Here is a 23,792-nt window from a genome sequence, read left to right as displayed (position 1 = left end):
TCTACGGCTCCGTTCTCGGAGCGGTTGCGATGAGGGGTTCATGCCTTCATACTTCCAGGATGAGGGATTGAATCAATCATCCCGATCGAAGGAAGCTACTATCACTCATGCTGTTCGAAACCCCAACGCTCGACGCCCGTGAGCGCGAGGTGCTCGCCGAGATCGAGGATCTCAAGAACACGCTGCGCTTCCAACTCGCTGAGCCGCGTCGGTGGGCGGGCTCGCTCCGCCGCATGTCCTTCGCTCGCAACATCCGAGGTTCGAACAGCATCGAAGGCTACGATGCTGCACTTGACGACGCGGCAGCTGTTGCGCTCGGAGAGGAGCCTCTCGACGCCTCGACTGAGACGCGTCTCGCTCTTGAGGGCTACAGAAACGCGATGACGTACGTCCTGCAGCTCGCGCAGGAAGCGTCGATCGATGTGAATGAGACTCTGATCAAGAGTCTCCATTTCATGATGACCAACTATGACCTCAAGAACCATCCGGGTCGATGGCGCCCAGGGTCGATTTTTGTACGAGACGATGAAACCGGCGAGATAGTCCATTCCGGCGCTGATGTTGATGACGTTTCAAGTCTGATGGCTGAACTGGTGGTCCGCGTGAATGAACATGCGGACGGTCCGCCGATTGTGCGGGCAGCGATGGCTCACTTGAACCTTGTGATGATTCATCCGTTCCGAGATGGAAACGGTCGGATGGCTCGCTGCCTTCAAAGCCTTACTCTCGCGGGTGAGGGCGTGCTTTCTCCCGTGTTCATGAGTGTGGAGGAATATCTCGGGCGAAACACCCGTAGTTATTACGATGTGCTCGCTGAGGTTGGAGGCGGAAACTGGGACCCGGCGCGGGACGCTCGCCCGTGGGTCCGCTTTATGCTTACTGCCCACCTTCGTCAAGCACAGACCCTTCAGCGGCGGGTCAGGGAAGGCGAGCGACTTTGGGAAGAACTCGAGCGAATCCGTGTTGGTCTGAATCTCCATGAGCGGTTGATCTATGCGATGTTTGACGCCGCATACGGGTACAGGCTCAGGAACTCGACTTACAAGGCTGCTCTCGTGCAGGCAGATGAGGAGGTAAGCGACCAGACCGCTATGCGCGATCTTGCTCGACTGGTAGACGCCGGTCTCCTCGTTGCTAATGGTAAAGCGCGAGGCAGGTATTATTCTGCCGGCGAGTCTCTAGTTGCACTTCGCCGCGAAATTTTCGAGAGTCGTCGCAAGCGCAATGATGAAGATCCTTTTGCGCCCAGCGGGGTTAGGGATGTCTAGCAGCAACTGTGGTGATCCAGGTGCTCGCCAACGAAGCACGTCTGCCAGTCGTGCTCCTTCTTCTCTGCTCGAGCACTCTTAGTCGGCGCTCACCGGATTCGTTCCGGAGGGAATTTGTTCTCGCTGGCCGAACGCGAATCAGCGCTGACTCGCGGTCCGGGATAACGAAGGCTGCAGAATCCGTCGCTGAAGCACCGTTGAAGAGTTCGTCCATTCCGATGCTGTCCTCGAGCAGGACGATCGTGTCAAAACTGTTGACAACGTTGCCTGCGGTCGTGACTACGTCCGCCCTGACCTCGGCGGCGTAAGCAGACTTCTCGCCGGTGTACGTGACCGTGTAGTTGACCACCTCGTAGTGGGAGCCAGCCAGCGCAACACAATTGCCCAGTACAGCGAGTCTGGTCTGCCAGCCGACGTCGACGAACTCAACCCTGTCGCGCCGAAGGGGGTTGGCTGCCGTTCGGTCTCATCCCCCCGCAGTCCCTTGCGCAGACTCCAGTCAGAGGAGATCGTGCTGTCGGCGCAAGCCTATAAGGCCGAACATGGGACTGTCGCATCCGGGAGCTCTTTCGGGCGTTGGTCACCGGTAGAAGCGCGTCGTGACAAACGCACGCTTCCGTCTGGGGTCTCCGATGACATGTACCAAGCTTCTCCCCAGGCCTTTCTACGCCGTGGGCAGCGCGCTTCTCGCCATCTCGCAGAGACGTCGACCAGGAGGCGGCGAGTGCGGCTTGCGCCTCACCTCGAATCGAGCGTCGATGCGAAACCAGAGGAAGAGACAGGCGCTGTCGAGCCCTCGCGGAGCAGCCATGACTGCGCTGCTCGCAGCGCGCGGCGCGGGCGCTCGACCGCACGGTCCACTCGGTTGCAGCACACGTCGGAGAGTGAACCCATACCGCCCCAGAGCTACCCACTGGGTCTCAACCAGTTCGCTCGGCGTGCGCCTGACCGTACGCGTGACTACCGACAGCGGCGCCGCCTTGATCCGGCAAGGCCCTTCGAGGCACGCCCGGCCGCCAGGAGGGGCTGTTGCGCGAGAGAGGAGCAGAGCTGTTCGCTGAACGCTGCCTGGCCGTCGACGGCCGTCGAATCGCTGCTCTGCAGTCGAGCGCCGTGGCACGTCAGGGACGTGGCTGAGCAATCTGTCAATCGCCGCGGGATGAAATACGACCACACCGGGACACCTGTACCGTAAGCGTACGGCTCCGTTAGCCGCCCGCGCATTGCGCGAGATTCTTATGTACCGGGACGCTGAAATTGCCTGTGGAGGAGATGGAGGGGCGATCATGACCACCGCACTCGACGTTGCCGCCTACGTTGCGACCGCGGCGAGAGTCCCCAGCGGGGACAGCGTGAGGCTTCAGAAGCTGGTCTACTTCGCGCAGGCCTGGCACCTGGCCTGGACGGGAAGGCCGATTTTCGAGGAGGACTTCGAGGCCTGGCCGAAGGGCCCGGTGGTTCGCTCCGTCTACCGCGAGAACCGCTACGGTTCGTTGTCCGCCAGGGCGAACCTGACGGAGGAGATTCGCGGGACCCTCGACTCTGTACTCGAGTTCTACGGTCACCGCGGATTCAAAGAGCTCGTCGAACGTACCCATCGCGACGCGCCGTGGATGGATGCTCGCAGAGGGCTCGGACCAGACGAGCCGTCGCAGCGCGTCGTCCGGCGTGACACCATGCTCGACTTTTACTCCTGCAGGGCAATCGAGGGTGGGGACGTGCCTCAACGCCGCGTCCATCTGACGAGCGCCGACGCCGATGAGGCAAGCTCCGTTGCTCGGAGCGTAATCGCTCGCTGGAAAGAGGGTCTCGTCCTCCTCGCAACCAAGTGACCCGCTTCCTTACCGTCGAGGAAGTCATCAATCTGCACGACCTCATGGACGGCGCCGCATTGCTAGACCGGGGCAAGCTTGAGGGGGCGGTGCTGCGCCCTCAATCATCGTTTGGTGCGGTGTTCCTCCATCCGACAATCTATGAGCAGGCGAGCGTCATGCTCCACGGCATCACGCAGGCTTATGCATTCGCAGACGCCAACAAGCGCACGGCGTGGGTCGCGACCATAACCTTCCTCGAACTCAACGGAGTAAGGATCAACGACCTTGATCCGACCTACTGGTCGGACTACATGGTCGAGGTGGCGATGCATGTGCATACGGAGGAGGACACCGCATTCTGGTTCGCAGCACTGGACCCAAAAAACGGCCGGCTGCTCTAGTCGGCCGTCGGGCTGGTCGGCGGCAACAAAATGGCAACGCTTCCGCTGCGATCGACGGGATTAAGCCGGACTTTCCTCAGTGGGAGTGCCAGCGCTCCCGTCGCAGTGTCGATCAGCCTGATGAGGCAGGTAGGACGATCGGGTTCGCATCCCACCGATACCGCCACCAAGAAGGCCCCCGCTTCCGCCAAAGCAGTGGCCTTCGTCGTTGCGCAGACTCGTCGGCTCCTGTCCCGTCGCGCCGGTCAGCCCTCGCGGAGCAGCCATGACTGCGCTGCCCGCAGTGCCCGGCGCAGACGCTCGACTGCGTGGTCAACTCGGGTGCAGCAGACGTCGGAGAAGGAGCCCATACCGACCCAGAGGTGCAGTGCCTCGGTGGCGGCTCGGCGCAGGTCACTTCGGCTAGTGACCTCAGCGAACAGCTGGTCGAGCCAGACGGCGGCGTTCGTCCTTGCGCCGTCGTCCTGCACGCGAGCCATCTCGCGGAACTCATCGATCGCCGCAGCGATCTCGGCCATCACCGCTGTCGTCGTCCGCGCCATGCGGGAAGTCTAGAAGCTGTGGTTCCGCCGCGGCGCGCGCCATTCGTGTCCACCGCGGAGTGGTCTTCGTCACGGCGAGCAGTACCGGGCGGTACTCGTGCCGGTTCGGACTCGAGGTTGACGGTGGCGCTGAGTATCCAGCGACGCCACCTGTGCGATCAGCGTCGCTGCGACTCCGACCAGCACGCCCAGCGCCGTTTCGAGGGCACGGTCGCGCAGCAGCGCCAGTTCGTTGGTGCGGTGGGCGAGTTCGACCATCAGGATCGCGAGCGGGGTGACGAAGGCGAGCGTGATTCCGTAGTTGCGGCCGACGACGAGTTCGGCCGACATCTGAAGGAGCACCACGACCGCTATCACGGCGAGCGGCGGCACAGGCGCGGCCAGAAGCGCGGCGGCGATCAGCACGCCGACGATGGTGCCGAGCATCCTGTGGCCGGCGCGCACGAGCCGGGCTCCCGCGTCCACTCCGGAGACTGCCGCTACCGCGGAGACGATCGCCCGGTAGGGATGGCCGAGGCCCGTTGCTGTGGGGATCGTCCCAGCGACGAGGACCACGGCGCCGAAACGGAGCATCGCGGCGCGGGTGGCGGGACGGGCGGCGGCACGGAAGGAGGCGCGCCACGGAGTAGCTTCGAGCCGACGCGCACGGGGGAGGGCCAGGCCACTCGCGCCGATCAGTAGTGAGAAGGCGGCGGAGCCTGCGGCGAGAGCGAAGGCGACCGGGATGCGTGAGGGCTCGGTCGGGACGGAGGCGCAGGCCGTGACAGCGAAGACGGGGAACAGCGGTCCGGGCGGATGCCAGTGCAGCGCGTCGCTGAGGTAAGTTGCGGCGATCGTCACGACGGTGACGACCGGGATGATCAGCCATTCTCGCTGCGGTGACAGCGCGACGGCGGTGCCGATCGTGACGGTCGCGACGAGGAAAGCGGCGGCCGAGAGCTGCATCCGCAGGCGCGGCCGGTGCGTGTGCTGGCGCCCGTATAGAGCGGTGAAGGCGCCGAAGGTCGCGTACAGGGAGAGGTCGGTGCGTCCGATGGCCCAGAGGGCGAGCAGGGGGACGGCGATTGAGACGCCGGCGCGGAGGGCGACGCGGTGGGCACCCGCGTGCGGGCCGAGGAGGACGAGTTCGCGAGGGTGGGGGAGAGCGGTGGCGGGCATCAGGACTTTGAGTGAGCGAGCGGGTCCGAGCGGCACTGGCCGGAGAAATGCTTCACGCGTGAAGCAGATATACTTTACGCGTGAAATACTCTGAAGGTCGACCGCAGGATGCAATCGACGAGATCCGGGCCGGATGGTCGGCGCTTCAGCCCGAACTCGACACCTCTGTCGCCGACATCGTCGGGCGGCTGATTCGCGCGTCCGCTCTGATTGTGCGGACGACGGAGGAGCGGCTGGCCGCGCACGGGCTCACTCGCGGCGAATTCGACGTCCTGTCGGCGCTACGCCGGGCCTGCTCCCCGCAATCGCCCACGACGCTCCGGACGATCGCGCTCGCCTCCGCTGCGGCGATCACGAAGCGGGTCACTGCGCTGGATCGGCGTGGTCTGGTGAGGCGTTCGGCCAACCCGGCAGATGGTCGCGGTGCGCTCATCACTCTGACGAAAGCGGGGGAGGCACTGGTAGACCAAGCCTTCCCCGAGGTCCTCGCGGCCGAACGCGAACTGCTCGCGGGCGTACCCGGTGCCGTGCGGGAAGAGGCTTCCCGCTCCCTGCGCGCCGTGCTCGCGAGCGTCGAGGCCAGTGCGCACCGATGATGTCGGTAGCGCTCACTACCGTGGACCCATGCGCCTGACCTCGAGCTTCACCGTGGCAACCCGGCCACCGGTGCTGCAGCTGGTGAAGACGGCGGTGGCCACGGCCGTCACATGGATGCTCGCCGCACTGATCTTCCCGGGGACGTTGCCCGTCTTCGGGGCGATTGCTGCGCTGTTGGTCGTCGCGCCGAGCATCAACCAGTCGTTCTCGAAGGCACTCGAGCGCTCCGTTGGTGTCATCATCGGCGTGGTCGTCGGTTCGGTCATCGGCACCGTGCTCGGTGGCGACAGCATCATCGTGCTCGTCGCGATCGTTGCCGCTATCGTCGTGGGCTGGGTGGTGCGCCTGACGCCGGCGTCCGCTGTCCAGATCCCGATCAGCGCGATGCTGGTGCTCTCGGTTGGCGCGGTGACTCCGAACTACGCGCTCGACCGGATTCTCGAGACGCTCGTGGGTGCGGCGGTCGGAGTCGTGGTCAACGTTCTGATCGTGCCCCCGGTCGCGCTCGCTCCGGCCGAGCGGGCGGTCGGCGACCTGACCGCGCAGCTCGCGGCGGGCCTCGATGACCTCGCCGACGCCCTGCAGGAGCCAGTGCCCGGCCGGCGCCTCGACGAACTGCTGATCACCGCGCGACTCCTGCAGACCATGCAGCACAGGGCGGAGGAGGCGATCGCGACAGGCGAGGAATCGCTGCGATTGAATCCGCGACGCTCAGCGCACCGCGACCGGCTGCTCGCCCTTGACTCGATCATGCCGCGGCTCGGACGCATCGTGACCCGCGTGCGCGGGATGACCCGCACTGTGCACGACCTCTACGACGAGGACCTGGTCGGCGAGCCGACGATCTCGGCCAGCGCCGTGCAGCTGCACCGGGCCGCACACGATTTACGGCTGCTCGTGCAGTCCGCGGTCGACCTACCGGAGCCGGAGGCGATCACCGATGAGCTGCCCGCCCTCACAGCTCCACTGGTGATTGCGACGCCGCATCCGCAACACTGGATCCTGCTGGGTGCACTGGCAGAAGACCTTCGCCGCATCCGCGAGGAAATCGTGGGTAGGGAGTCCTGAGCGCAGAGCTCCCGGTCAGTGCGCATGTGCGTCGCCGTCGATCAGTTCGTCGTCGCCAGGGTCGGGTGCCGCTTTGTGTAGTGCCGCCGGATCGCTCGCCTCCGCATGCTGCGTCTTGCCCTCGGCAATGAGCGAGTCGTCATCGACGAGGATGCCCGCGAGTTCGGTGATTCGGCCCCGGAGAGCGCCGAGCGGATCGCCGATGCGCGCATCCTCCTCGGAGTGGTCGACTTCGGAGTCGGGGTAGCGCCGCAGGGCCGCCTCCTCGCGATCGGGCTGCGGAGCGCGGGCGTGCTCGACGCAGAGCCGCGCCACCTCCTCGGCGTGAGCGTGCATCACTGAGTGGGAGGCGTCGGGGATTTCCCAGGCGCGTGCGTGCGGGATGGCCGCGGCGATCTCCTCGGCCCACTCCCGAGGCACGAGGCGGTCGAATTCGCCGCGGATGACGAGCGTTGAGGCGCGGATGTGGGGCACCGTGTCCTCAATCCGGTAGTGCATCATTTCGGGCAGCACGCGGGAGAACCAGCGCGGACCGCAGAGCAGGTAGGCGCCGGCCGCGAGCAGGGCCACCTGCAGCGGCTCCTTCACGCTGGACTGTGCAAAGCGCAGGGCGGCGGTTGGGATACTGCGCTCGTGACGGTTCATTACCGGCCCGAGCAAGACGATGGTCGTCAGCTCGGGCCGCCGCGCCGCGAGCTCGGCGACGACCTGGGTACCCATCGAGTGGCCGAGGACCACGGGATCCTCGAGGCCGAGCTCGTCGATCACCGCTCCGACCAGTTCTGCGTAGTCGCCGATATCCATCCGACGTGCATCGACCGGGTGCGGCACGCCACCGAAGCCCGGCAGATCGAGGGCGTGCACAGGGCCGAACTCGTTGAGCGCGGGTGCCAGCCGCTCGAAGTAGGTGGCTGCGACCCCAATGCCGGGGACGAGGACGAAGGTCCGCTCGCCGTCTCGCCCGACGGTGCTGACTCGCGCCCAGACATCGCCGCGGTGCACGCGCTGAACCGAGACGTCGGTGCTGCGGTAGCGGCGGCGGGGTTCTCGACGTCGGGAGAGCGCCGTAGCGAAGATGTCGCGGAGTCCGCGGCGCAGAGTCGAGGCGAGGGTGGGGAGGAGGTCGCTCGGACGGAGCACAGGTGCCTCCTTCAGTCGGGGAGAGATGGCTGCGAGCTTAGGCGGTCACCGCCGGGCTCAGATCAGCATGCCTTCTGATCTGTGGAGGACCAGCCGCGCCGGGCCGATGTGGAGGGAGCCGTTGGTCAGTGGTGTCGTGCGGACTCCGCCGTGCCTGCGCATTGCGCGGAAGGCGCCGGGGGCGAGGGAGACGTCCATCCACGCGCAGGGGCTGGCCGGGCGACCGCCCTGGAACTCGATCCGCTCGTCGCCCTGTTCAACGGCGAACGTGCGCCCCGCGAGGGCGTCGATGTCGGCGCCGCGGACCACGATGTTGCGCCGCGCGTCGGAGGGGTCGAAGGGTCCGGTGCCGAGTTCGGCGGCGATGCGCTCGAGGGTCTCGATGGCGAAAAGGGTGATTGCCGCGGTGCGATGAGCCCGCTGCGCGAAGAAGCGGTCGCCGACAATGCCGAGGCCGGCGCGGATCCGGATCTGCTCGGGTTGTTCGTTGCCCTCAGACGGGATCGGCCCGTCGGAGGGGCGGCCCTCGAAGCGGTGCAACGGGGAGACGACGAAGCGCACAAGCTCGATTGCGGCGGCCTCCATAGCTGCCACGCTACCTGCGCAGGAGGGTCCGGTTCGGGGAGGTAACCTGGTGCGCGGAGGGGCGCCGCTGCTGCGAGATGTCCCGGTGCGCGGCGAGGCACCGCGTCAGGGATGGTCTCTCGGCACCTCCTGGACCCCTCGAACGGCGCTCCTCGTGGATTAGGGGATGGGGGCTCGCGGCATGTATAGTCGTAGCTCGTTGCGTGCGCCTCCGGGCCACGCAATGGACTGCGCCCGTAGCTCAACGGATAGAGCATCTGACTACGGATCAGAAGGTTGGGGGTTCGAATCCCTCCGGGCGCACTCTGGTTGAGACAGAGCAGAACGGCCCGCTTCGGCGGGCCGTTCTCGTTTTTCCTGTTGCTCATCTGGGGTTTCTCCTTTTCATGGGTGAATCGCCTGGTTCGCACTCGATCGGGTTGTCGGCTTCGCTGTGCCCGGCCTGCGGTCGTGACAGCAACCGCGACAGCAACCGGCTCGTCCTGCTCAACCGCGCTCCCTCATCTGAGTCAGAAACGCCTCATGGGCGCGGGAGTAGATCTCGTCGTCGATGAGCCCGTCGGTGATGGCCGCCTCGACGTCGTCGAACGACCCGGAGACAGTGTTGAGCAGGTCATCGTGCAGCCCGGTCGTGCGCGTCTCGCTCGGGAGATAGCGCCAGGTCGTCAGCAGATGGATCAGGTCGTCGCGCGAGATCTCACCGCGTGCATAGCTCTCAGCCGATTCGTACGGGGCTTGGCCTGGCATCAAATGTCCCTTCTCTGAAGTGCAGCGTCGATCGCGGTCGCCGCGTTCGTGAGAGCCGAGGGCATCACATGGGCGTAGATGTCCGATGTGATCGCCATCGCCGAGTGCCCCAGGATCTCCATCACAACGCGCATGGGCACGCCCTCCGCGAGCAGGAGTGAAGCGCATGTGTGCCGGAGGTCGTGAAAGCGGATGCGTCGGACTCCGGCCCGCTCGATCGCGGCATTGAAGCTGCGGCGCAGATTTGTCGGCTCGATGATCGTGCCGATCGACGTCGTGAACACGAGGTCGCTTTCGTTCCACCGGCCACCCGCGAGCTGCTGATCGACGAGCTGCGCTCGACGGCGAGCCATGAGCGCATCGATGGCGATCTGGGGGAGTGGAATCGTACGGCGGGAGCGGTTGGTCTTGGGTGTTCCGATCACCATTCCCTGCCCGGCACCGAGGCGTTGCACCGTCTGGCGTATCCGCAACTCCCGCGAGTTGAGATCGATGTCCGTCCAGCGGAGGGCGAGCAGTTCGCCTTTCCTCATCCCCAGGGAGAGTGCGGCGGAGTACAGGTGGACGTAGGAGTCGGAGCGGTTGGCCTCGAGAAATACTGCCGCCTCATCCGGTGTCCACGGCGACACGTCAGTGCGCTCGACTCGGGGCGTTCGGACGAGCGTCGCGATGTTGCGAGCGACAAGCTGTTCTCGCATCGCCTCGGACAGCATGGTCCGGAGAACGGCGTGTGCGAGCTGGACGGTCCGGGAGGAGACACCCGCTGCGGCGACCTTGGTATGAAGCTCGCGCACGTGCGCTGGCGTCAGGTTGTCGAGTCGAATCCGCCCTATCGCGGGCACGATGTGCTTCCGCATCATCCAGGAGTAGTTCGAGACGGTCGAAGGCTTGAGCGAGCCATGAGCTGTGTGGGCGAGCCAGTGCGCGGCGTAAGACTCGACGGTCCACGTGCTGATCGACGCCGGGATTCCGCGGTCGGTCTTCGCCTTGAGGTCGGCGAGTTGCCGGGAGACCTCAGTGCGAGTTGCCCCATAGACCTGTCGGCGTCGGCGACCACCATCCGGTTGGAGGACGTAGGTTGCCCCACTCCAACGACCATCTTTCCGCTGGTAGACGGAACCTTCTCCGTTCGCGCGCTTGCTCACTGCGGCACCGGGGCTTCTATCAGGGTGTCCACGTAGCCGCGCAGATCCTCGACCCGGACGCGACGGGAACGCCCGATCCGAACGCTCGGCAGCACCTTGAGCCGCAGCAGGTCGTAGACGGTGGATCGTCCGACACCGAGCGCATCAGCTACCTCTTCGGGAGTCAGCATGAGCTTCTCCATGGCAATCACCTCTCCTTGTTCTCGTTGGTCTTCTTCTGCTGGCGTCGGTTGTCGGCCCACTCACGTGCATGAGCGGCTGCCTCGGCAGCGAGGGCAGCATCTCCATTGGTCAGCCAGCCCATCCCCGCGAAGCTCCATTGACCGATGACGAGCGTGGTGTCGTCGTCGAGGTCGTCGTCCTCTGCCTGGGATTCGACGCCGAACGAGTTGGATCGTTTGGCGGCAATTCGCTTCTGCCAGAGCTGACGGGCGGAGCGGAGCTTTCCGAGGGTCGTGGAGTAGCGGCGGGACTTCGTGGCGAAGTGGCCGCGGAAGCCGAGCATGCCGACCCACTTGCCGAGGAGGTCGTAGGTGTCGTCTGTGGAGCCGAGGCGAGAGATTCGCGCGAGATCCTCGATGGTTTGCTTGAGCTGGGCGACGTGTGGTCTCGGACCGTTAGCGGCAGCCGACGGGTCGACCTCTTCTGTCGCCTTCGTCGCGTACTTCGCGATGTAGGCCGCGACGGCACGATCGGTCAGCTCGTCGTCGCTGTCGGTCTCGTGACGGACCACACCGCGTGCATCTACCTGGCGACCGAAGCGGAGAACCCGAGCGGCATCGTCGGGCGCGATGGGAGTTGCGACGACGGAGACAGAGGCCGCGCTCTCGACCGCCATCGTCGCGAGGTGCGCAGAAGCGATCGGCACAGATGGCGCGGGATAAGGATCTCCCTCGCGAGCGTCACCGTCCAGGCGGATGAGAGCGTGGAAGTGCACCAGGCCGCGTTTTTGAAACTCGGCGACCTTGGCGAACTGCACCCGCACGAGCTTTCGCGTCGAGGCCTCGGTGAGTTCGAGGGACTGAGCGATCTTGCGGCGGAGAGCGATGGTGAAGCGCCGCCAGAGTTCGGGTGCGTGCCACTGCCAGACGATGTGTCCGAGGTAGTCGTAGCAGTCTCGGCAGAGCGGTTCTCCGGCGATCGGAGAGTCGGGGTCGTGCATGCCCATGCACCATGTCGGGCGGCCGTGCGGGCACAGCTCCTTCTTCGACCGCGGACGGCAGCGGGCCGAGCCCGAACGGCCGGACTTCTTGGCCGAGTGAACGGCTCCGAATGACGGCGCAGTGAGCGTGAGGAAGACGAGCGGGTGGCTGCCGACGGATTCCGGTACGTCCTTCGTCCCGCCCGCAGCGCCGGCCACGACGAGGTGCCACATGTCGCCCTTGTACTCATGGCTGCACGAGGGGCAACGAACCGCGCGACGGTTGCCGCAGCGCACGTAGGTGACGCCGTCTGGTTGCTGCGCCGACTCGTAGGACGACACGACTTCGCCGGAGACCGCGTCGACGACGTGCGACGACCCAACGAGACGGACGGGGTTGGCGCAATAGCCCGTGGCGGCTGCACCTCTCATCCAGTCATCGAAGTCGGCACGCCGCACGCGGTCGGCGACCGAATCGGCGAGCGTCGGCATCAGTAGGTGGTGCTCGTGGGGGCGGTGCAGACGTACGCGCCGACGATCGCTGTGAGGTCCTCGTCGATCACACATCCTCTCTTCTCAGCGCCCGCGTCCTGTTGAGCGTTGTTCCAGGAGGTGACCAGCTCTGGGCTGCACGACGCGTCCGCCACGATGGCCGATTCGGGTAGGCCGGCGTAGGTGCGCGGATCATCGGCGACCGGCTTGTGGTCCGCATCGAATTGCAGGTTGCAGTAGTCCCATCGAGCCGTCTCGACGCCGGTCGCGTAACCCCTCTGTGCTTGGAGGTTGGAGGCGGTACCGATGGCGTAGCCGGCCATCGCTGTTCCCGCGAGCACAGAGACTCCGAGGGTCAGGCCGACGATCCAGCGAGTGCGGGTCTTGGTGGTCATGCTTCTTCTCCTGTCTTGCGGCTGCGGCGAGGGCGTCGCGGGCTTGGTGAACTTGCTTTGGGATCTGTCGAGGCGGCGTCGGGCTCGACGATCGCCTCGACGCGCGGTGCGGGGTAGCGTTCCGCGGTGTAGCGGATGATGTCGTCTGACGCGTAGCCGGCGCGCACCCGGATGGGGTCTCCACCGTTGTCGGGAGCCACGTAGGCGACACCGGGGAGCGTCGTCGGGATCTGGTGGCAGAGAGCGCCCTTCTCCCGCATGCCTTCACCGAGCACCATCGAGGTCTCCATTGCATCGCGGAGACGAAGCCCGATGGTCTGCGTGAACAGGCCCCGGACGGGCAGGGTCTCCTTGCGCGGATCTTGGAGACACGCGAAGACCGTGAACCCGGGCGCTCGACCCTGCGAGCAGAGCAGCGCGAGAGCGTTGTTCGCTCGGCGCAGCAGGTCGCGATCCGTCTGGTACGCGGTGAGAGCGGCCAGCTCGTCGATGACCACGAGGACGTGCGGACTCTCGACAGTCGCTGTGTGTGCGCGTGCGTTGCCAGCCAACCGGGCGGCACGCTCTTGCATTCGGACGACGGCACGCTCGAGCAGGATGACCGCAGCCTCCGACTCGGTGGCGTACTGAGTGAGCAGCCCGCGCCCCATCGTCAGCTCCATGCCGCCCTTGAGATCGACGCCATAGACCTCGATCTTCCCCTCGCGAATGGCGGGGCTGAGACCGATGAGGAGGCTCCAGATCATCGACGCCTTGCCCGAGCCAGACGACCCAGCCACGAGGGTGTGGGGCCCGACGCGGAACGTCCAGGGTGCTCCTGAGGCTTGAACGCCCATCGGAACCGCGCGAAGGTCAACATGGTCGCCCGGGTCCGGAACCATCACCGGCTGAGTGAGCGGGTCGGCGAAGCGGATGGCAACTTCGGCCCCGCCAGGAGCAGCTTCGACGGTCACCGCAACGGCTCCAAGTGACTCGGCGATCGCGGAGGCGGACAGCACGAGTCGGTCTCGCTCCATCCCGAGCGGAAGATGGGTGACGAGTACCAGCGAGTGACCGTGCCACCGCGCTGTGCTGATACGTGGGACCTCCGGCGCGGCCGGGGCCAGACGGATGGCAAGGCCGAGACGGAGCATCAGCTCCGGCCAGACGGCAGCGACGTGGGCGTACTGACGTCGCTGCCACACCCGGAACTGGTGAGTGCTGAGATTCGCACCATCCCGGTAGCGCCAGATGAGCGCGCCGAGGATCAGCGCGGCTGTGATCAGCCACAGCGCGATCTGAGCGGGCCGCCACTGTCCGAGGACGATGATCGCCACGACGTAGACCGGCGGGAGCACCTTGTGTCGCCTCAGCACCTCACGCAGACCGCTGCCGTAGTTGCGAAGCTCTGCGACGATCACGAGTCGCCGGATTTGCGTGCGGGAGCGGGGCGGATACCGCCTGCTCGGAGTGAGTAGGCCACACGGGGACGACCGTTGCCTTCCTTCACGTACGGCACGACGACGAGATCGTCGAAGATCACCGGGCGGAACGGCAGGCCTGGCAGCTCGGCGGGAAGCGTGGGCGGGCTGACCGCGACGACCTTGACGGTTACCTCGCCCTGTCCCTTCGGCGCGTCAGGGTCGGCGTCGAACACGCGAACCGTCCAGAGCGGCTTCCCGGTGTCGCGGTCGTGCTGCTGCCCCGCGGGCTTCCCGTCAACGAACTCGATGAGGGGTTCGGCGTCACCGACGGCGTAGGCCGGCCCTCCGAAGTAGCTCTCACTGTTGACGGGTAGCCCGGTTTTCTTCACTGGCATCTTGTTCCTCCATGCATCGGCTTGTAGGTCGCGAGGAGCCCTCGCGTCAGGACTGATGGTCCTCAGCCCTCCTTGCTTGATTGCCTGTTTGAATCGCGGCGAGCACGATCCGCACCGTCTCGGACGGTGGACAGTCCGGGCTCGTTCGCGACGAACCAAGCATAAACATTTGTGTATGACCAACGCAAGCGTGAACGTCCGCAATGTGTGCGTACGGCGTCGCAATGCGCGACACTTGAGAGATGAGCGAGAACGACGAAGCGAGCGCGCTGGAGGGGTGGGGCCTCGTCCCCAAGCCAGTGGTGGAGGCTGTACATGCGCTCAACAAGAAGATCCTGCGCAGCGGGCGGCACCTCGACGGCATCGTCTGGCCTGACAAGCCCCGCGACGTTCAAGATCTCCTGCGGATGTCCGTGTCGGACGCGCACAAGGTCGCGCGCGCAAGCACCGACCTACGAGCCCTGCTCACGGCCTACGCGCATCGCTTCCACCAACCACGTCCTGTGATGGCGGACTTGGCGCGCGCACAGGACGCCTCGCCGCAGGGCATCCCCCGTCGCTACGGCCAGGCCGCAGTTGAGGGCCTTGCGGCTCTTCTCTCCGAACAGCCCGACGTAGATGCGATCCTGGCCGGCTTCACGTCGCTCGCGTTATCAGATCTCGCGGAATTCGACGGACCGATCGGGGAGGCCGCTCGGTCCATGCGTGACAGTGGGACGCGGCCTCGTAGCGTCGAGCAAGTCCGAGCTGACCACCGCCGCGAGCAAGGCAAGAGAACGCTGGAGGGGATCGCCGCGACGCTCACTCCGATCAGGCAAGAGTCGAATTCGAACTCGCCTTCTCAAAATTAACCCGCGATCCGATGTGTCGCCGGGCGAATGGCTAGCGGCCACCAATTGACTCAGGAATCATGTGGGTTGAAACCCGTCAGGTCTTATAGCGCCGGTCATCTTTGCTGACCGTCTTCCCTTCCTCGGGGAAAGTGCTGAGGACGGCGCAGAAGGCGGCCGAGGCATCGGAGAGGGCTTCCGTGGGTTCCGTGCCTGGCCTACAGTCGACCCGTATGATTCATGTCGGCAGGCCCGCCCCACCGGCACGATCAGATGAAGGTTCCAGTGTGCCGCTACGCTGTCTCAATCTCGACCTCGGTGTCGACATCGAGATCAATCTCCAGAGCGGCAGAAATCGGGGCGTAAATGTCCACGTCCGAGAAAACCTCGAGTGAAGCAACTAGCGAGAAGTCAATTGTCCTCTGCTCAAACCCTTTTCGGCGGTCCCACCATCCCAGGACGGGGTAGACCGCAATAAGTCGGTCGCCAGCGAAGGATGCTGCAGGGCCTTCTAGCCAATCGTGTTGCACAGAGCTTCGAGAACGTTCGTCAGCGCCGAGATCCCACTTGTAGCTGGATGTGTGCGTAACGTGATCCTCTTCCCTCGCGAGGGCATTGATTCTCGCCGCAAATTCTTCCGGTGTTTCGTTTGGGCCTTGCATGTCCCACCTCAATCGGACCCCGGCATACTTTGATCGCCTTTCTGATTCGGAGGGCTCGACGAAGTAGGACAATGTAACGTGCAATTCCGCCGGTTCCGGCCCGAGATCACGCAAGATAGTCGAGGGGAAGGGCAGTTGAATGAGCACAACCTGCCGGGTAATGCTCTTGTCGATATTGATGACCTTCGGCTGAAGCGACCCTTCATAAACCATGACCGGTCTGCTCTCTGAGCTAAGGGCGGCTCGTGACCAGTCAAAGGAGCCGTGACCGATGGATCGCCGCAGGTCCGCAGGATCAAGCTGATCGACGATTGAATGCGTTGGGCGGCTGGCGTGAATTAGAAGAGCTCGAATGGTGGCCGGCCTGAAATCTGGGTAGGTTGCCCATATTCGTGCCAGCGCGTTCGCGGTTATTGCGGTCGCTGCGCTCGTCGCGTTTGCTCGAGTTAGATCAGAACCGATCGTCCGTGCGGCCGTGGTTAGGACGGAGAGGCCGATCAGTCCTTGATTTGGGTTTGAACCGTCCGGCGCGGTGTTTCCTGCTTCGGCAACAACGTCAGGCTTGCTAGGCCACATTTTCGCTGGACCGACTGAGGTGAATGGGCTCAATTGACCATGTGTGGCCACGGGTGCGCTTGCGCCAAGCCGGACGTCACGGGGGGAAAGGGTAGCTAACTCCGTTACGCCTCCGACGGTTACTGCATTCCATGCCTGAGCTGGTTGCGAGAGCGTCGAAGCAAGGTTCTCCGACGGATACTGTGATGGGTCCGAGGCAGGAGGTACGTTGCCTGCGGCGACGACGATAAGCCGGCCTTCACCGTTATTCCAAGCGGCGCGATCAATCGCGGTCGACCAGCTAGTGGCTTCGTGTTCTCTCGGGTTGGACGCACCCATGCTGATGCTGTGTACGACTCTATGGTTCCGTCCGAGGTCCTCGGCGATCTCAATTGAGAGTTGAGTTCTCTCGGCCCAAAGAACGTCACCGCGCTCCCCTGGCTCGAGGTACTCCACCGCGATCAGCGCCGCTGCTGGAATTAGTGAGGAATCCAGGACTTGATTCGTCAGGTCTCCATAGACCGCCAAACCGGCCATCCGGGTTCCGTGGCCGTTCCAGTCGAGCGCCGAGCCGTCGGGTACAGCCGAGTCAGTGCCCAGGACGACGGGAGCCAGGAGCGGGTGAAGGTGGTCCAGTCCAGTGTCGTGCACCGCCACCGCCACCTGAAGCGGAGTCGGAACTAGCACCGGCGGCAGACCTTTAGAGAATTCGATTCCTCCGGCCACTTCACGGAGCCTCACTGCGGGCGGAAAATGTACCTCAGCGAGGTACGGCATGTGCTCAGGAAGTCCGAGTAGAACACTGCCGCGTATCGCTACTAGATGAACATCGCGATCCGTGCCCTTGTATGTGGAAATGTGACGCACATCCTGATCGGCTTCGGCCGACTCTATGAATGCTTCGAACCTAGCTTGGTCACTGCTTCCTTCCACCTCGAAGCCGAGCCATATCTCCACGAAGTAGACGGTATCCTTATCGATCGCCGAATCGTCGATCTCCCCAAATGAAAGATCCTGAATCCTGGCGATTCTGGCGGACTCGATGCGCGCAACTAACTGCTCGTGCTTCGGCCGTCCCTTCGGTGTTTCTTCTGTTCGATACTCGGATACCTTTTTCCGAAGAGCGGACAGGTCGCCGCGGCTTCCAACCAGAACCGTTTCGAGCGGTGAGACCGCAAGAACCTCATTACCTGTTCGTTTGTCCCCGAGTCGAGATGCTTCGTCCTCCAGTCCAGGACCATTGAATGCGAGAACCAAGCCGCTATTCAGTTTGCGGTCGCGAATCTCGCCCTCAATACTCTGCAGCAAGCCACTGACGTGGTTCGCCTGCGTCTGTCGGTCCCGCGCCGGAGCTGGAGCAGTGTTCCCTCTGCGCGGTGAGCTGTAGCTATCTGATCGGGACGCACTGATTCGAATGTGCGGCAGGTCGGCCATATTTCTCCCTTGAAATTTGAGCTCTGTCGGCGAAAAGGGCTATCGGTTCATACGTTCTGCAATTGCATCGGCTATCTCGTTTGCTGTGACTTCCGTCCGTCCAGCGAGTAAGGCTGTTTTTCGGGCCTCGTTGACCGCGGCCGTCAAATCCGCCAGGGAGGATAATTTAGCTGTGGCAGCAAGTTCTTTGAGAGCGGAAATGGGAAGCTTCTCGGATCTCGTCATTCGACGAATGAGCTGGACGCGCGCGTCATGGTCGGGGCCCTGATACTCAATGATGTCGTCGAACCGTCGGAACAGGGCGCCGTCTATGTTCGCTGGTATATTCGTTGCGGCGACGAAAATGCTTTCACTACCGTCCGAATCGAGAAGCTGCAAGAACGTGCCGACGATGCGGCGCATCTCGCCAATATCGCTCGAATCAAGGCGCTGGCTTCCGAGCGCATCAAATTCATCGAACAGGTAAACCCCTTTTACTCGACTGGCCTCGCTGAAGATGTCGTTTAGTGTCGAGGCCGTTTCTCCGAGGTACCGGCTGAAGAGCACTTCGAGGCGCACGCGAGCGAAAGGTAACTTGAGTTCCCCCGCTAATGCAGCTGCAGTGAGGGTTTTCCCTGTGCCAGGAGGGCCATGCAGTAGTACCTTCCGCCTTGGACGCAGACCATGCTCCTCAAGTAGGCCCTTCTTTCTCTGCTCCACCACGATCCGCTCAATGCGCGACATCGTCTCTGTCCTCAAGATGAGGTCCGAAAGACGAGAATCGCTATATCCGATATCGATCAGATCTGAAAGGTTCTTCGCGGTCCGAGCTAGCGGAACGGCTTTTTTGGGTGTTCGGTCCTCACTCGTCAGCCTCAGTTCTCGAAGCCTGCGTGCGACCTGGGTATGCCCCGCGCGTGACTCGGCTGCGATAACTTGGCCCAGGATCGTGCCGAAACGGGCCGACTCATCGTTGTAGTGCGCCCGAACTAGCTCGGTGAGTAGCTCTCCAGTCGCCACGGCACTCTTCCGTCCTTCACGTTCCCAGTCAGTTGTGTGCACCCTATAGCAGACCTCAGACATTTGGGTCGGGTGCCGAACATCTCGACGGTGTGCACTACACCATGTTAGCGCTCTGATGCAACGGCGAGCCGTCAGGCCCGGCCGGCGATCGTTGCTGCGGCGTGAGAACTTTCTCTACTCGTTCAAGCGCCGGGCTCCGCCCAGCGGACCCACCTGCGGTGCGTCCGGTCCTCGCTCCGCTGCGGTCCGGGCGCTCCTCGGCAGGTCCGGGAGGTGACCCGGTCGAACCGTTAAACAGCAAGACCCGCCGATCCACGTATGTGGGGCGAGTCCGCTGCTTGAGCTTACGGCTGTTGCTCGAGCTACCCGAGCCCTAGGTCGAGCTGTGCGAGCTGCGGTGCTGGCTTCGACCGGTTCCATGAGTTGCCGAAGAGCGACCGCTGCGCGGACGTGAAGCGCAGCCCGGGTGCGCCCGGAACGATGATCTGGCCGACGAGCACCGACAGGTCGAGATCCACCTCGGCTCCTTCGAGCAGCTTGAGGCGGCGGAAGGCGCGCCGGATATCCTCGTGCGCCTCGGCATGGCTCCACCCGTTCACCGACTGCAGAACCTCGTTGACGTCTTCGAGATCGAGCGCTCGGCCGACGTGCTGCGTGTTGTGGCACCTCTTGCAGAGCGCGATGAGGTCGGCGAGCACCTGAGTTACGACGCCGTCACAGATATCGAAGCGCCAAATCTCGTGACAGTCGGGATGCTGCACCTTGCGATGAGGCCCGTAGGACTCGCCACGGCAGATCTCGCAGAGCTTGCCCGCACGGGCGGAGATGCCTAGCCGAATCCGATCCCACTCCGACTCACGGGCGATGCCGCGCACGTTCGACCCGAATACGCTCGGAGGCAGGACGTCGGCGCGCATCCGCACATGGCCGGCGGGCGCGTCGGGCATCAGCGTGGGCAGGAACAGGTCGGTCCAGTCCTGATCGGTCATCGGGTCACCACCTCTCCGAAGACAGCAACCGTGACAGCAACGCGAGTGAATGCGTGGACGTCGGGCCGGTGCGCGTGGAACACCGAGGCCGGCGTCGCCGGGAGCGGCGGACCTCCGTGGACTCCGCGATTCTGACTACGGATCAGAAGGTTGGGGGTTCGAATCCCTCCGGGCGCACTCTGGTTGAGACAGAGCAGAACGGCCCGCTTCGGCGGGCCGTTCTCGTTTTTCCTGTGGCTCATCTGGGGTTTCTCCTTTTCATGGGTGAATCGTCTTCTTCTCGGTCGATCGGGTTGTGGGCTTCGCGGCGCCCGGTGCTGCGGTCGTGACGGCAACGGCGACACACTGCGGTGCGTCCGGCCCTCGCTCTGCTGAGGCCCTCGCTCTGCTGAGATCCGGGCGGTCCTCGGTGGGTGTGGCCGCGACCAGCTCATAGGTTGAACATCAGGACCCGCCGATCCACGCGTGTGGGCAAGTTCGCCTGCCGATTCTCTCCGGAGTTCCAGGGTCACCGGTCGTAGATGTCGCGCCGATGGCCGAGGGTTACGACGACGAGGAGCGGTCCGTCGTCGATGGCGCAGACGATCCGGTAGTTGCCCACGCGCACGCGAATGCCCGGTCGACTCTGGAGTGCCTTCGCTCCTGGTGGCCGCGGGTCTTCACCGAGGAGGGCGATGACACCTTGGATGCGCCTCCGGTCCTGCGGGTCACTGTTCCGCAGTGCCGTGAGGGCGGCTGGCCGCAGGTCGATTCGGTAGCGACTCATTCCCAACCGAGGTCTGCCTTGGCCTGAGCCCAAGGGCTGATGGTCGACATGTCCTCTGTGGACGTTTCGGCACTCAATATGCACAGATCCGACGTCGTCGAGACCGAGGTCGAGTTGTGCATCCTGAGGCGCCCCTTTCTTTCGTGTCCGGAGGTGCCGCTCCGGAGTTACTTGCCCGAATGGGGGCGCATTCCCTTCGATGACGGCTGCGCCATCCCTCCCCAGGCGTTATCTCGCGCCGTTCTCCCCAGAAGTGCTACCTCTCGCCGCGGCACGCCCCCGGCCGTCAATAGCCTCCTCTCGTGGGGGCTGAACGATCGTCACCGGCGCAGTGCGTTCGGGCGGCAGAGGAGAGGACATCGGATGAGTCGAACGAAACAGTCGGGGCGGGACGAGCGCGGACGATCTCGAGCGTGGACGGCACGCGCTCTTGTAGGAACGACGATGGGCTGTGCGCTCATCGGGGGCCTCCTCGGAGGCGGGCTGGTTCCCTCTCCTGCGATGGCGGCCGACGCTCCGCACACGACCATCGAGAACACGCTGCTGCACGGCGGCGCCACGAATGCGGGAGTGACAACGATTTCGGCGTACGTGCGCAAGGGTGAGATACTCCGCGTCGATCTGCATCCGCTGAAGGGCGGCTCAGGCTCGGAAGAGGGGGAGAGCGGCGGCGGCACGGCGGCGGTGACCGCTCCTGACGGCACGGTCTTCGATAAGCAAGTCTTTCCGCGGGGCGCTCCACCGACCACGACCGCCGGCGGTACCTTTACTGCATCCGAGTCGGGCGTCTACCAGATTGAGGTGGCGGACGACGACGTGACCGTTCCGGTCAACCTCGTCTGGAACGTTGGCGTTGAGGACGGCAGTGGTACCGCGCTTGCGGGCAGAGTGTGGTCCACCTCGTACGGCATCCAATCGGGGGCTCGCGAGTCTTACTCCGCTCTGGAGGAGCGCCAATCCTCCTTCACCCTGTATGCGGTGACAGAGACGGGCGCCCGCTACGAACTCGGTCTTCGCGGGTACGACGGAGTCGCCTCGACCCTGCAGGCTACTAACAAGGGGAACGTGCGGGTCGGTTCCTCCGATCCTTCCTATCTCTCGGTACCCATGCCGCAGTCCTCCGAGGCAGGAGGAATCGGAGCGCAGTATGTGCAGGCGTCCGGCCGCTCGGGGATCGACGGTCTCCAGACCTACAAGCTCTTCCTCGATCCGCCATCGGCCGATCTGCCGGCATCGATCGCCCCGGAGTACCGTGCCCCGACCATCGACGGGCTCGCGTACACGCGCTCCTCGACGGGTTCGAACGCAGGGACAGTGACGGGGAGTCTCGGCACGCAGCCGGGAACCGTCGTTGTCGACATCGACGCGGACGGCGACGGAGCGTACGACGGTGAGCGGGACGTCCACCTCACCCGGATCTCGGGGAGCACGGGGCCCTTCTCGCTGGAGTGGGACGGTTTCGACGCGAAGGGCGGAGCTATCGACATCGCGGCTCGCGATGTCACCTTCCGCGCGGCTGTCCGTCGCACGAACGAGTTCCACTTCACTCGCGTGGATGCAGAGTCCTCCAGTGGCGGCGTCTCGATCCTGCGATCGACCGGAGGCGACGGCAGCGGGTCGACGATCCACTGGGACGACTCCCTCTTCGTTGAGTCGGGCTCAGACCGCTACTCCAGCACCTCAGCGGAGACCTCCGGCGAGGCCGGTAGCGACTCGACCAGCGGGATTCACCGCTGGGAGAGGGATGACTCGGGCAAGGGTCGCACACCTAACGAGAACGACTCGGTGCACGGCTCCTACGGCGACCTGCGCGCTATCGATGATTGGTCCTTCGGATCCGACGGCGCGGTCGCCGTCGCTAGCCTCGACCCGCTCGCTCCGCACGTGAGGATTGCGAAGACCTCGTCGGTCGACTCCGCCACTCCGCTCCTGCCCGGTGCGCGGGTCCCCTACCGGGTCGCGCTCACCTCGGACGGCTCCGGAGATGACGCCGATGCGTCCGTGATCGATTACCTGGACGAAGGAGTGCTCGACGACGCCGACCTTGATCCGGCCTCGATCCGCACCTCCCACGGTTCGGCGGCGGTGGACGAATCGACGGGCCGCATCGCCTGGTCCGCCGGGACGCTGCCGGTCGGAACGACCGCGGAACTCGCGTTCGACGTGGTCGTGACCGGCTCGGGCGATGATGCGCTGACCAACACGGCTTGCCTTGCCGGAGCCCCGTTCAAACCCGCTGAATCGGGCACCGGGACCGACGCGAACCCCTGCGCCACCGTCTCGCACATCGTCGGTAGCGGCGGGCTTCTGCTGCGCAAGACCGCCTCTCAGGAGAGCGCCGAGCACGGTGGCACCGCGGGCTTTGACATCGTTGTGGCGAACACGGGCTCGATCGACGCCGTCAATGTCGCGATCACCGACGTGCCGACGCTCGACCACCTCCTCGAGCCGACCATCGACAACGGCGCAGGAGGTACGCAGCCCGCCACGGAACCCGTTGGCGGTCTTAATATCCCGGCTGGTGGGCAGGTCTCGCTGCACGTGAGCGGGAGAGTCGCCGACGGGTTCGACGCGATGACTGTGCCGAACCGCGTCGCGATCACGCAGCAGCCGGAGGGCTTTGACCCACCGACGGTCGAGAATGCCTGCGCCGACGACGCCGGCTTTTCCTGCGCGGAGATTCCCGTACCAGCCGTGCAGGGACGCCTCTCTATCGACAAGACCGCCGTCGAGGAGACCGTCGACCACGGCGAGCGAGCCGGCTTCCACGTCGTGGTCGCCAATGAGGGAGCACGCCCCGCTGAGGGCGTCACTCTGACGGACGTCCCTGAGCTGGAGCACCTCACGGAAGTGACGATCTCGCAGGACGGCGGTCCCGCGTCCTCCGACCTCTCCGTCGAGAACCTGTCCCTGGCGCCCGGAGCGTCGACCACTTTCACGGTGACCGGCCGCGTCACCGAGGGAGTGGACGCGTGGACGATCCCGAATCGCGTGCGCCTCGACGGCGTACCCGACGGCTTCGAGCCGACGTCGGTCGCCCACCCCTGCAACGACGACGCCTCCGCCAGCTGCGCACGGGTCGCGGTGCCTCCGATCGGAGTTGTGCCGACCGTGCTCGCCTCGACGGCGGCGTTGGCCTCAACTGGGGTGCCGGTCGGACCCCTCGCAGGCGGTGCGGCAGCGCTCCTCCTTGCCGGTGGGGCCCTGACGGCAGTCCGCCGCCGTTCGCGCTCGACCCAGACCCACTAACCATCCCACCTCGG

General features: G+C 64.7%; 23 protein-coding genes and 1 tRNA gene. 8 read left to right on the top strand and 16 right to left on the bottom strand.

What is annotated here, in order from left to right:
• Nucleotides 1–107 precede the first annotated feature (107 nt).
• Nucleotides 108–1,268 carry a Fic family protein gene (locus HRF29_RS07975; protein ID WP_173247230.1) on the top strand — a complete coding sequence of 387 codons (1,161 nt, stop codon included), beginning with the start codon at nt 108–110 and terminating at the stop codon, nt 1,266–1,268.
• On the opposite strand, the gene HRF29_RS07970 is transcribed toward HRF29_RS07975, so the two are convergent.
• The gene (locus HRF29_RS07970; RefSeq protein WP_173247227.1) at nt 1,255–1,617 is read right to left on the bottom strand and encodes a hypothetical protein; all 363 of its coding nucleotides are present in this window, start codon (nt 1,615–1,617) and stop codon (nt 1,255–1,257) included. The two genes, HRF29_RS07975 and HRF29_RS07970, sit on opposite strands and share 14 nt — an antisense overlap.
• Before the next feature lie 874 nt (nt 1,618–2,491).
• Here HRF29_RS07970 and HRF29_RS07965 point away from each other — a divergent pair.
• The gene (locus HRF29_RS07965) at nt 2,492–3,100 is read left to right on the top strand and encodes a Panacea domain-containing protein (protein ID WP_173247224.1); all 609 of its coding nucleotides are present in this window, start codon (nt 2,492–2,494) and stop codon (nt 3,098–3,100) included.
• Nucleotides 3,097–3,483 carry a type II toxin-antitoxin system death-on-curing family toxin gene (locus tag HRF29_RS07960; RefSeq protein ID WP_173247221.1) on the top strand — a complete coding sequence of 129 codons (387 nt, stop codon included), beginning with the start codon at nt 3,097–3,099 and terminating at the stop codon, nt 3,481–3,483. Before HRF29_RS07965 ends, HRF29_RS07960 begins: the two co-directional genes overlap by 4 nt.
• 245 nt (nt 3,484–3,728) lie before the next feature.
• Here HRF29_RS07960 and HRF29_RS07955 read toward each other — a convergent pair whose 3' ends face one another.
• Nucleotides 3,729–4,025: a hypothetical protein gene (locus tag HRF29_RS07955; RefSeq protein ID WP_173247218.1), complete on the bottom strand. Its 297-nt coding sequence runs from the start codon at nt 4,023–4,025 to the stop codon at nt 3,729–3,731.
• Between the two features lie 69 nt (nt 4,026–4,094).
• Nucleotides 4,095–5,183, bottom strand: a complete 1,089-nt coding sequence (locus HRF29_RS07950) for an FUSC family protein (protein ID WP_173247215.1) — start codon at nt 5,181–5,183, stop codon at nt 4,095–4,097.
• Nucleotides 5,184–5,263: 80 nt separating this feature from the next.
• Here HRF29_RS07950 and HRF29_RS14905 point away from each other — a divergent pair, with 80 nt between their 5' ends.
• Both HRF29_RS14905 and HRF29_RS07940 read left to right on the top strand, forming a co-directional pair.
• On the top strand, nt 5,264–5,779 hold the full coding sequence (locus tag HRF29_RS14905; RefSeq protein ID WP_173247212.1) for a MarR family transcriptional regulator: 516 nt from the start codon (nt 5,264–5,266) through the stop codon (nt 5,777–5,779).
• A 28-nt stretch (nt 5,780–5,807) separates the two neighbouring features.
• Entirely contained in the window at nt 5,808–6,848 is a 1,041-nt protein-coding gene (locus HRF29_RS07940) for an FUSC family protein (protein ID WP_173247209.1), read from the top strand.
• Nucleotides 6,849–6,863: 15 nt separating this feature from the next.
• On the opposite strand, the gene HRF29_RS07935 is transcribed toward HRF29_RS07940, so the two are convergent.
• Nucleotides 6,864–7,988 (bottom strand): alpha/beta fold hydrolase, encoded by a 1,125-nt coding sequence (locus HRF29_RS07935; protein ID WP_173247206.1) that lies wholly within the window; start codon nt 7,986–7,988, stop codon nt 6,864–6,866.
• Nucleotides 7,989–8,045: 57 nt separating this feature from the next.
• Nucleotides 8,046–8,573: an MOSC domain-containing protein gene (locus HRF29_RS07930; protein WP_173247203.1), complete on the bottom strand. Its 528-nt coding sequence runs from the start codon at nt 8,571–8,573 to the stop codon at nt 8,046–8,048.
• A gap of 230 nt (nt 8,574–8,803) precedes the next feature.
• Between HRF29_RS07930 and HRF29_RS07925 the strand changes: the two genes are divergently transcribed.
• Nucleotides 8,804–8,876, top strand: a tRNA-Arg gene (locus HRF29_RS07925).
• Nucleotides 8,877–9,059: 183 nt separating this feature from the next.
• Here HRF29_RS07925 and HRF29_RS07920 read toward each other — a convergent pair.
• The 7 genes from HRF29_RS07920 to HRF29_RS07890 are packed head-to-tail and all read right to left on the bottom strand — an operon-like array spanning nt 9,060 to nt 14,291.
• The gene (locus tag HRF29_RS07920; RefSeq protein ID WP_173247201.1) at nt 9,060–9,320 is read right to left on the bottom strand and encodes a hypothetical protein; all 261 of its coding nucleotides are present in this window, start codon (nt 9,318–9,320) and stop codon (nt 9,060–9,062) included.
• A complete protein-coding gene (locus HRF29_RS15325) occupies nt 9,320–10,465 on the bottom strand; it encodes a tyrosine-type recombinase/integrase (protein WP_173247198.1) in 1,146 nt (381 codons plus the stop codon). Before HRF29_RS15325 ends, HRF29_RS07920 begins: the two co-directional genes overlap by 1 nt.
• Nucleotides 10,462–10,647 carry a helix-turn-helix domain-containing protein gene (locus HRF29_RS07910; protein ID WP_173247195.1) on the bottom strand — a complete coding sequence of 62 codons (186 nt, stop codon included), beginning with the start codon at nt 10,645–10,647 and terminating at the stop codon, nt 10,462–10,464. Before HRF29_RS07910 ends, HRF29_RS15325 begins: the two co-directional genes overlap by 4 nt.
• Before the next feature lie 5 nt (nt 10,648–10,652).
• Entirely contained in the window at nt 10,653–12,098 is a 1,446-nt protein-coding gene (locus tag HRF29_RS07905; RefSeq protein WP_173247192.1) for a replication initiator, read from the bottom strand.
• Nucleotides 12,098–12,493, bottom strand: a complete 396-nt coding sequence (locus HRF29_RS07900; protein ID WP_173247188.1) for a hypothetical protein — start codon at nt 12,491–12,493, stop codon at nt 12,098–12,100. The genes HRF29_RS07905 and HRF29_RS07900 overlap by 1 nt, the downstream gene beginning before the upstream one ends.
• Nucleotides 12,490–13,893, bottom strand: coding sequence for an FtsK/SpoIIIE domain-containing protein (locus HRF29_RS15320; protein WP_173247185.1), 1,404 nt, complete (start codon nt 13,891–13,893; stop codon nt 12,490–12,492). The genes HRF29_RS07900 and HRF29_RS15320 overlap by 4 nt, the downstream gene beginning before the upstream one ends.
• A complete protein-coding gene (locus HRF29_RS07890; protein WP_173247183.1) occupies nt 13,890–14,291 on the bottom strand; it encodes a plasmid replication, integration and excision activator in 402 nt (133 codons plus the stop codon). Before HRF29_RS07890 ends, HRF29_RS15320 begins: the two co-directional genes overlap by 4 nt.
• A 242-nt stretch (nt 14,292–14,533) precedes the next feature.
• Here HRF29_RS07890 and HRF29_RS07885 point away from each other — a divergent pair, with 242 nt between their 5' ends.
• Nucleotides 14,534–15,142 (top strand): hypothetical protein, encoded by a 609-nt coding sequence (locus tag HRF29_RS07885; RefSeq protein WP_173247180.1) that lies wholly within the window; start codon nt 14,534–14,536, stop codon nt 15,140–15,142.
• Nucleotides 15,143–15,414: 272 nt separating this feature from the next.
• Here the strand turns inward: HRF29_RS07885 and HRF29_RS07880 are convergent, their stop codons facing one another.
• The 4 genes from HRF29_RS07880 to HRF29_RS07865 all read right to left on the bottom strand — a co-directional run bounded on the left by HRF29_RS07880 (nt 15,415) and on the right by HRF29_RS07865 (nt 20,529).
• Nucleotides 15,415–17,595: a S8 family peptidase gene (locus HRF29_RS07880; RefSeq protein ID WP_173247177.1), complete on the bottom strand. Its 2,181-nt coding sequence runs from the start codon at nt 17,593–17,595 to the stop codon at nt 15,415–15,417.
• Between the two features lie 216 nt (nt 17,596–17,811).
• Nucleotides 17,812–18,771: an AAA family ATPase gene (locus tag HRF29_RS07875; protein ID WP_173247174.1), complete on the bottom strand. Its 960-nt coding sequence runs from the start codon at nt 18,769–18,771 to the stop codon at nt 17,812–17,814.
• A 365-nt stretch (nt 18,772–19,136) separates the two neighbouring features.
• Nucleotides 19,137–19,763 carry a hypothetical protein gene (locus HRF29_RS07870; RefSeq protein WP_173247170.1) on the bottom strand — a complete coding sequence of 209 codons (627 nt, stop codon included), beginning with the start codon at nt 19,761–19,763 and terminating at the stop codon, nt 19,137–19,139.
• A 508-nt stretch (nt 19,764–20,271) separates the two neighbouring features.
• Complete coding sequence (locus tag HRF29_RS07865) at nt 20,272–20,529, bottom strand: type II toxin-antitoxin system RelE family toxin (RefSeq protein WP_173247167.1); 258 nt, start codon at nt 20,527–20,529, stop codon at nt 20,272–20,274.
• A 444-nt stretch (nt 20,530–20,973) separates the two neighbouring features.
• Between HRF29_RS07865 and HRF29_RS07860 the strand changes: the two genes are divergently transcribed.
• Nucleotides 20,974–23,778, top strand: a complete 2,805-nt coding sequence (locus HRF29_RS07860) for a DUF7927 domain-containing protein (RefSeq protein WP_173247164.1) — start codon at nt 20,974–20,976, stop codon at nt 23,776–23,778.
• Nucleotides 23,779–23,792 lie beyond the last annotated feature (14 nt).

It is taken from the genome of Rathayibacter agropyri, from assembly GCF_013249015.1.
GTDB lineage: Bacteria > Actinomycetota > Actinomycetes > Actinomycetales > Microbacteriaceae > Rathayibacter > Rathayibacter agropyri.
Note: the sequence above shows the minus strand (reverse complement) of the source record. Positions and strands in the feature narration are given on the sequence as shown.